The sequence below is a fragment of the Aliivibrio sp. S4MY1 genome (assembly GCF_028765545.1).
Classification (GTDB): Bacteria; Pseudomonadota; Gammaproteobacteria; order Enterobacterales; family Vibrionaceae; genus Aliivibrio.
In genome coordinates, this window is record NZ_JARACP010000035.1 from 1 (window position 1) to 8,468 (window position 8,468).

Consider the following 8,468-nt stretch of genomic DNA (forward strand, 5'->3'; position numbering starts at 1 on the left):
GCGAAAGACTGACTTACCAAACCAATTACACTCCAAACCGCGAATGCCGAATGTAAATAGCATCGTGTTGATTGCTTTGTTATACGAGCCTTGCTTTCGCTCCAATTAACTTGGTAAAGAACTGATTTACCAAGATTTGCTGTAAATTGAGTTTAATTAGACTGGCTCAATTAAGCGAGCAAAATATCACTTCAACGACAATAACTGTGAAACGATACAATCCCTTTTTCTTACACCATTTGTACGATTTGGTTTCAGCAACTTCTGAGCTAATAAACCAAATATCCTAACCACAATTGGGATTGAAAATGATGAGAGGAAAACACTGATACTGGCTAAAATGAGGCATAACCAAAGAACAATTGAAGCGTAAATTAGCCGCTGAAACGCCTGAATTTGGGGCAATAATAGTTCAATGCCGAACCTGATGAAACGAATACCAAAAGGCAACAAAGAAAAAGATAAACCACCCTACTTTCACACCTAAAAAACTAATGGTTCAATCGCAGGACTGAACCAAAAAACTGCATTCTCAGAGTTCGTATAACGCCGCAATAACACGTTTATTACTATGCCGACTTACTTGAATTTTACCGCCTTAAACACCGAAACCAAAGACAAACCTACAACGCCGAATGTAATAAATCGTGTTGATTGCTTTGTTATGTTTGAACTCAAGGGGCAACAAGAAACCCATTGATTGCCAAAGCAAGAGCAGTATATACGAACAATTGAACTAATTTCTTAAGCAATTTCAGTCTACGGTCATAAAGGTGCACAGTATGAATAGACCGAGACATTTCATTGCCATTACTTAGCTCGCGAATGAGTATCTTATTTTTCACCGCTGCACCCGGTTTGACAAAATATTGGTAAGCAACTCGAGGCCAAAATATTCTATCGAGGATCACTTTTACTAACTTAGGTGCTTTTTTATATAATAGTGATTTATCACCATTGAAATTGAAAAAGTGACCTTTAGATAGCTCGACTCTTTCTTCATCTCGCCTTGCAGCTTCAAAGGCGAAGCCAAAGAGTACATAGATAAAGAATATATCTTTTTGCCAATTACTCAATGCTATACCAATTAGAGATAACGGTATATCTAGGGGCTTATGAAAAGCAGCTTGATATGTTGTAGTTACCACGTTAAAAACTGCATGGAACTCTAAATTCACTAATGAATTAATAAGGTTAAGTAATGCTACAACTACAACAAGCGTTGATATTGTATGGAAAATCTTTCTCAATTAGACCTCGATTTCAAATTAAAACATAACGCCTGCATAACACGTTTGCTACCATGCAAATTAAGCTAAAATTTACCACTTAACGCGGTAAACTCAAAGAAAGCTAGAATGCCGAATGTAGCAAATCGTGTTGATGCATTTGTTAGCTGCGATTCAAATTTTTAACCTTGCTAATTGATGTTGATTTGTAACTTTAATACCGTGATTCTCCAGTAAAGTGCAAGTTACGCCTTTTCCAGAGACCTTAACACCTTCAAACTTACCATTATAAATACTGGAACTGCCACAAGATGGACTTGATTCAGTTAAAACTGCATATTCAACGTCATTATCTAGACATTTTTTAAGAGCTAGTTCAGCGCCATTTAAAAAGGCCTTCGTTACATCGCTACCATCTTTGCCAAGTATTTTAGCTGAGCCATCAAGGACGTCATTTCCTGTACCACCGCATATTTCTGCGGGAATGCGTGGTATTGGTAAGCCGCCAGCAACTTCAGGGCAAAAAGATATAATGTCATTTGATTCAATAAACTCATCAAACTCACTTGTATTTACCTCAAGGTTATTCCCGTCATAGCGAACTTTACAGCCCAATAAACAAGAACTCACTAATACTTTGGCCATTTTAATTATCCATAAAATTAAGAAGTCGAAAGATTGCTTGCATTGTATACTATGAAATCGAGGGCTAATTAAAACATATATGAAAATCACATAAAACTAACACAACAAAAAAGCAGCTAACGCCTGCATAACACGTTTGCTACTATGCAGATTAAGCCTAAATTTACCACTTAACACGGTAAACCTAAAGAAACCAAGAATGCCGAATGTAGCAAATCGTGTTGATGCGATTGTTATGTAGCAACCTAACGGCCATGGAGGACATCATTTCGATGCTCCCAGAACTCCCAAAGGTCAATTCGGGTTTTAATAATTAAAGATATTACTTTTTCCATAGAATCCTCAGTAAACTGCACATATTCTTGTTTCATACCTTTCTTTGACATTTTAAGCTTAATATATGCGTATCCCTCGGCATCAGTAGTTTCCCAGTTAGCATGAACGATCATGTTTCTAAGGCGACCACATTCATTTAAATTAGTAATTATTTGTTCATAACCATTTAAAGTACAATTAGAACCTATCTGAAAGTCATCACAAAAACGTTTTAGCAAATCAACTTTCGCTGAATAATTAAGCTTATTAAGAACAATTAATCCCTGAGAGTCAGAGCGATCAGTAAAATTCTCACATAAAACAGAATCAAGCCACGATTCTAATGAATTGAAGTACATAACAACCAAACCAATATAAGGAAGAACCCCATCAAGGTGTTCCTCAGCTTTATTCTCATCGTCAACTTCATGATATAGGTGCTGCTGAAAATCTATAAATTTATTTTTCAATTAATTATTCCTCATTGCTACATAACGCTTGCATAACACGTGCTGACGACCAACTTTCCAAACCAATTACACTTCAAACCAAAAACGCCGAATGTTATAAGCATCGTGTTGATGCGATTGTTGTGCGTGCTTACTTTCGGCTTGGCTAGCTTGGTAAAGAACTGCCCTGCCAAGATTTTCTAAGCCCTGATTTTAATTTACCGATGCCAATTAAGCGAACAAAATGTTCTTAAATTGCGAGATGAAGTTAATGGAAAACAGGTACATTTCTTACGCCATTTGAACGACTTGGTTTCAACAGATTTGGAACTGATAAACCAAATATCCTTGCCACAATTGGGATTGAAGATGCTGCGAGCAAAACACTGATGCAGAATAAAATGAGGCATAACCAAAGAACAATTGAAGCGTAAATTAGCCTCTGAAACGCCTGAACTTAGGAAAATAAGGGTTAATTTGCCGAATCTGACAATACGAAAGCAAAAAGGCAACAAAGAAGAAAGGAACGCTTACTAAGCCAAAACTACGAAAGCCGCGATCCTTTTGATGAATCGTGCAAAAATTTCGGACTCAGTACGCACAACGCCGCAATAACACGTTTACTACGACACAGACTTAGTTGAATTTTACTGCCTTAATCACTGAAACTAAAGACAAACCTACAACGCCGAATGTAGTAAATCGTGTTGATTGCTTTGTTATATTACGATGCCATCAATTCTTTGAATCAATAAGAAAACTTTAGCTTTCAACTGAATATCTGTTGATCGAGTTAATGAACAGTACATTACAACCAGCCTATCTTTTATGAATAGAAGCATATTCAGGTATAAATCTCTATGAAGCTCATGGTATTCAAAGTTAGTTTCTTTATACATCTGAGTATACCCAGTTAAATTTCGATAAAAATGCTCAATCATGCTTGGTTCTTTTTGTAGCTCTCCTATTACAGCGTCTTCAATTGGAATATTTTCTCTTTTAAAATGCTCTATAAATTTTGTTAATTCATATCGATATGGATTTAATTTTAGATCGCATTGATAATGCTCTAAGTAACCACTTAGTTTTACAAACTCAGAGATAGCTGAATCTTGTTCTGGGTGAAGTTTAACAAAATCAGTAACATCATTAATACTTTGTATTTCATATTCTAAATCACTTGCGATATCTCTGACTTTATTAAGCCAGTCATAAGTGACTTTTTGATTTTCTAAGGTTGGATCTGGTGTTTTTGAAAATTCGATTTCTTCATCAGAAGCTTTTCTAACGGCTCCTTCTACTTCTTTAAGAAATGATGAATTACTTAATGCTTTTGGAGAGCAATAATTTGGATTTTTTACTAAATTAATATTCTGATACCCATAAGATTGGGCGACTAACCTTGAACAAAATTGCATATTAGTTTGAGCATCAGCTTGCTTATTGCTGTGTTTTTTCGTGCGTATAGCTTCTTTTACAGAGTAAATGGTTCCAGTAAGGCTTCTAGCATAATCACAAATTGAACTTAATGTCGAAAATGGTACGCTATCTTTTAGGCGTAGCACTTTGACATGTTTTTCAGATTTAAATAATTCTCTTTGAGGGTTTTTCGAAAAAACACCACCTTCAGGAATAGCATGAATCATTGTGTAGCCTACATAAAGCATCGCGTGAGTATCTTTGCTCCATGTTCCAAGCTTTATGACTTGGGCACCTAAAGTTGAACCTGAGCTAATCACTATATCGCCAAGTTGTACTTTATTAAAATCTAGTATGTAACTCATAACCACCCTTAGTAATATAACGCTTGCATAACACGTGCTGACGACCAACTTTACCAAACCAATTACACTTCAAACCAAAAACGCCGAATGTAATAAGCATCGTGTTGATGCGATTGTTGTGCGTGCTTACTTTCGGCTTGGCTAGCTTGGTAAAGAACTGCCCTGCCAACATTTTCTAATGTCCTGATTCTAATTTACGGATAGTAATTAAGCGAACAAAATGTTCTTAAATTGCGAGAGAAAGTGAATGGAAAATAGATACATTTTCAACGACATTTGAACGGCTTACTTTCAGCTAGTTTGGAGCTGATAAACTAAATACACTCGCCACAATTGGGATTGAAAATGCTGCGAGCAAAACACTAATGCAAACTGAAATGAGGCAAAACCATGAACAATTGAAGCGTAAATTAGCCGCTGAAACGCCTGAACTTAGGAAAATAAGGGTTAATTTGCCGAACCTGACGATACGAAAGCAAAAAGGCAACAAAGAAGAAAGGAACGCTTACTAAGCCAAAACGACGAAAGCCGCGATCCTATTGATGAACCGTGCAAAAAATTTCGGACTCAGTACGCACAACGCCGCAATAACACGTGCGAAAGACTGACTAACAAAACCAATTACACTCCAAACCGCGAATGCCGAATGTAAATAGCATCGTGTTGATTGCTTTGTTATACGAGCCTTGCTTTCGCTCCAATTAACTTGGTAAAGAACTGATTTACCAAGATTTGCTGTAAATTGAGTTTAATTAGACTGGCTCAATTAAGCGAGCAAAATATCCAATCAACGGCAATAACTGTGAAACGAGACAATCCTTTTTTCTTACGCCATTTGTACGATTTGGTTTCAACCAATTTGGTGCTTATAAACCAATTACCATTACAACAATTGGGATTGAAAGTGCTGCGAGGAAAACACTGATACAGGCTAAAATGAGGCATAACCAAAGAACAATTGAAGCGTAAATTAGTCTCTGAAACGCCTGAATTTGGGGCAATAATAGTTCAGTGCCGAACCTGATGAAACGAACACCAAAAGGCAACAAAGAAAAAGGAAAACCCTCGACTTTACACCTAAAAAGCTAATGGTTCAATCGCTGAACTGAACCAAAAAACTGCATTATCAGAGTTCGTATAACGCCTGCATAACACGTTTGCTACCATGCAAATTAAGCCTAAAATTACCACTTAATATGGTAAACTCAAAGAAACCTAGAATGCCGAATGTAGCAAATCGTGTTGATGCATTTGTTATGTGAAAATGTTATTCGTACACTCGCCCATTGTGCTTTAACCAACCATGAACATGTCTATTTCGTGGATCTTTATGAGTCCAATGAATCACGCCACCTTTTTTATTCCACTCATATTCACCATAAAATTGAACATTATCACCAACCTTTAAGTTAGGTATTCTCGGTGCTAAATCAATATTATGAGCTACCAACAACGTTTGCTGATTATTGAGTTTTAATAGAAATCGTTGGTGTCTCGATCCTTTATTATCATCAGGTAAAATATGAACAACTTTACCTTGCCCTTTAATCTGAAGATCACTTTGATGATTTTCAAATGCTTGCTTAAGTTGGTAATCATTAGCTTGTACATTAAAAGAAATAAAGCTGAATACAGCCATTAATAGAACTATAAAACGTTTCATTTACTCAAAATCCTCTATTTTCACATAACGCTGGCATAACACGTTTATTACTATGCAAACCGACCTGAATTTAACCGCCTTAATCACAAAACCCAAGGCAAACCCAGAACGCCGAATGTAATAAATCGTGTTGATGCGATTGTTGTGCGTGCTTACTTTCGGCTTGGTCAGCTTGGTAAAGAACTGCCCTGCCAAGATTTTCTAAGCCCTGATTCCAATTTACCGATAGTAATTAAGCGAACAAAATGTTCTTAAATTGCGAGATAAAGTGAATAGAAAACAAATACATTTTTTACGCCATTTGAACAACTTGGTTTCAGCAGATTTGGAACTGATAAATCAAATATCCTTGCCACAGCTGGGATTGAAAATGCTGCGAGCAAAACACTGATGCAGAATAAAATGAGGTATAACCAAAGAACCATTGAAGCGTAAATTAGCCTCTGAAACGCCTGAATTTAGGAAAATAAGGGCTAATTTGCCGAACCTGATAATACGAAAACCAAAAGGCAACAAAGAAGAAATTTACGCTTACTAAGCCGAAACTACGAAAGCCGCGATCCTTTTGATGAACCGTGCAAAAAATTTCGGACTCAGTGCGCACAACGCCGCAATAACACGTGCGAAAGACCGACTTACCAAACCAATTACACTCCAAACCGCGAATGCCGAATGTAAATAGCATCGTGTTGATTGCTTTGTTATACGAGCCTTGCTTTCGCTCCAATTAACTTGGTAAAGAACTGATTTACCAAGATTTGCTGTAAAACGATTTTAATTAGACTGGCTCAATTAAGCGAGCAAAATATCACTTCAACGACAATAACTGTGAAACGAAACAATCCTTTTTTCTTACACTATTTGTACGACTTGGTTTCAGCCAGTTTGGAACTGATAAACCAAATATCCTAACCACAATTGGGATTGAAAATGCTGAGAGCAAAACACTGATGCAGGATAAAATGAGGCATAACCAAAGAACAATTGAAGCGTAAACTAGCCGCTGAAACGCCTGAATTTAGGGCAATAATAGTTCAATGCCGAACCTGATGAAACGAATATCAAAAGGGAACAAAGAAAAAGGAAAACCACCCTACTTTCACGCCTAAAAAGCTAATGGTTCAATCGCTGAACTGAACCAAAAAACTGCATTCTCAGAGTTCGTATAACGCCTGCATAACACGTTTACTACCATGCAATTATACTTAATATTGACGCCTTAAAACGAGAAACACCCGACAACCTGAGATGCCGAGTGTAGTAAATCGTGTTGATGCGATTGTTAAATTTTAATTAATGCCAATCTGGATGCTCTTCAACACTGACTTCGATGCAACTTGACTGCGGCATATATAGTTCATTAATATCAACGTTTTCTAATTCGCCTGCAATAAATTCGTAATATAACCCAAGTTCAAAAGTAAATGCCATAGGAATTTCTTCCTCTCTGGTAGATGAACCAAACGAATAAAAATGCCCCTCTTCTTTATCATAAACACCATTAGAAAAGTCTGGACCACTCACAGTTACATCCAGATTAGCATTAAAATCTATTGTTAATTGGCATTCTTCATCATTAACATGAATAACATTGATGGTGAAATCACCTATTTCTGAAACCGTAAACCCATCAACTTCAGCGTCTTCCCAAGTAGAGCTATTATATATCTCACAATCAGCAATATAATCGGAAACTTGTTCTTTAATTTCAGCTGTCTTTGATACGATAAACTGCTTTATTTTCTCTGTTCTCGCATTTGTATGCTCATTATATATATCGAGTAATTTTTCTAAATTATCAACAGTAATTAATCTATCATTGCCTTCACAATATGACTTTAAGTCCTTATCATCTGACACGATATATACTTTTTCATCAGCTTCAAGGTATGCCTCAATAGAAAGTAATGAAATAGCATCAGGGAATTCTGATTTTTTCTTACCATCCCCAAATGGTGGCTTTTTATTGAAATATAACTCCAATAGTTGTTCAGCCTCAATTTTATCTGCTTCTATATATTCATAATTACAGGCAGCATTATACTCATGAAATACACCACTAGCTTTAGAGTAAACGTCTTCTTCTCTTACATCTACGAACAAAGAGGATAAGATAGGATCATCAATAGTAGACAAAATATGAGCTTTTCTTTTAAAAGATTGAAGTGAGCCCAATGCTTCTTTAATAGATAGTTCTATTTTATTTTCAACCTCTCTTTCCACAACACTTGTCATTAATAATCGAAGCTCACTATTTTGACAGAGTTCTTTTAATGACATGAATGATGTCGATTCAAAATTATAATTACTTTTTACAAAGTATTGCGTATCAATAAATACATTTTTTGTTTCTAACATTTTATACCTTAGTCAACTTAAAATT

6 protein-coding genes are annotated in these 8,468 nt (G+C 36.1%); all 6 read right to left on the reverse strand.

What is annotated here, in order from left to right; genetic code table 11:
- Positions 1–674: 674 nt before the first annotated feature.
- Entirely contained in the window at positions 675–1,250 is a 576-nt protein-coding gene (locus tag PVK71_RS19855) for a hypothetical protein (RefSeq protein ID WP_274421060.1), read from the reverse strand.
- A 153-nt stretch (positions 1,251–1,403) separates the two neighbouring features.
- The gene (locus PVK71_RS19860; protein WP_274421061.1) at positions 1,404–1,874 is read right to left on the reverse strand and encodes a DUF523 domain-containing protein; all 471 of its coding nucleotides are present in this window, start codon (positions 1,872–1,874) and stop codon (positions 1,404–1,406) included.
- Positions 1,875–2,119: 245 nt separating this feature from the next.
- A complete protein-coding gene (locus tag PVK71_RS19865; RefSeq protein ID WP_274421062.1) occupies positions 2,120–2,659 on the reverse strand; it encodes a hypothetical protein in 540 nt (179 codons plus the stop codon).
- A gap of 698 nt (positions 2,660–3,357) precedes the next feature.
- Positions 3,358–4,422 (reverse strand): YiiX/YebB-like N1pC/P60 family cysteine hydrolase, encoded by a 1,065-nt coding sequence (locus PVK71_RS19870; RefSeq protein ID WP_274421063.1) that lies wholly within the window; start codon positions 4,420–4,422, stop codon positions 3,358–3,360.
- 1,267 nt (positions 4,423–5,689) lie between these two features.
- Positions 5,690–6,085, reverse strand: a complete 396-nt coding sequence (locus PVK71_RS19875; RefSeq protein WP_274421064.1) for a DUF3465 domain-containing protein — start codon at positions 6,083–6,085, stop codon at positions 5,690–5,692.
- Between the two features lie 1,293 nt (positions 6,086–7,378).
- Positions 7,379–8,443 (reverse strand): PIN domain-containing protein, encoded by a 1,065-nt coding sequence (locus tag PVK71_RS19880; RefSeq protein WP_274421065.1) that lies wholly within the window; start codon positions 8,441–8,443, stop codon positions 7,379–7,381.
- Between the last annotated feature and the right edge of the window lie 25 nt (positions 8,444–8,468).

What these genes read in the sequence shown, in the direction of transcription:
- PVK71_RS19880 (WP_274421065.1), bottom strand. Translation starts at nt 8,443, where the DNA reads ATGTTAGAAACAAAAAATGTATTTATTGATACGCAATACTTTGTAAAA.
- PVK71_RS19875 (WP_274421064.1), bottom strand. Translation starts at nt 6,085, where the DNA reads ATGAAACGTTTTATAGTTCTATTAATGGCTGTATTCAGCTTTATTTCT.
- PVK71_RS19870 (WP_274421063.1), bottom strand. Translation starts at nt 4,422, where the DNA reads ATGAGTTACATACTAGATTTTAATAAAGTACAACTTGGCGATATAGTG.
- PVK71_RS19860 (WP_274421061.1), bottom strand. Translation starts at nt 1,874, where the DNA reads ATGGCCAAAGTATTAGTGAGTTCTTGTTTATTGGGCTGTAAAGTTCGC.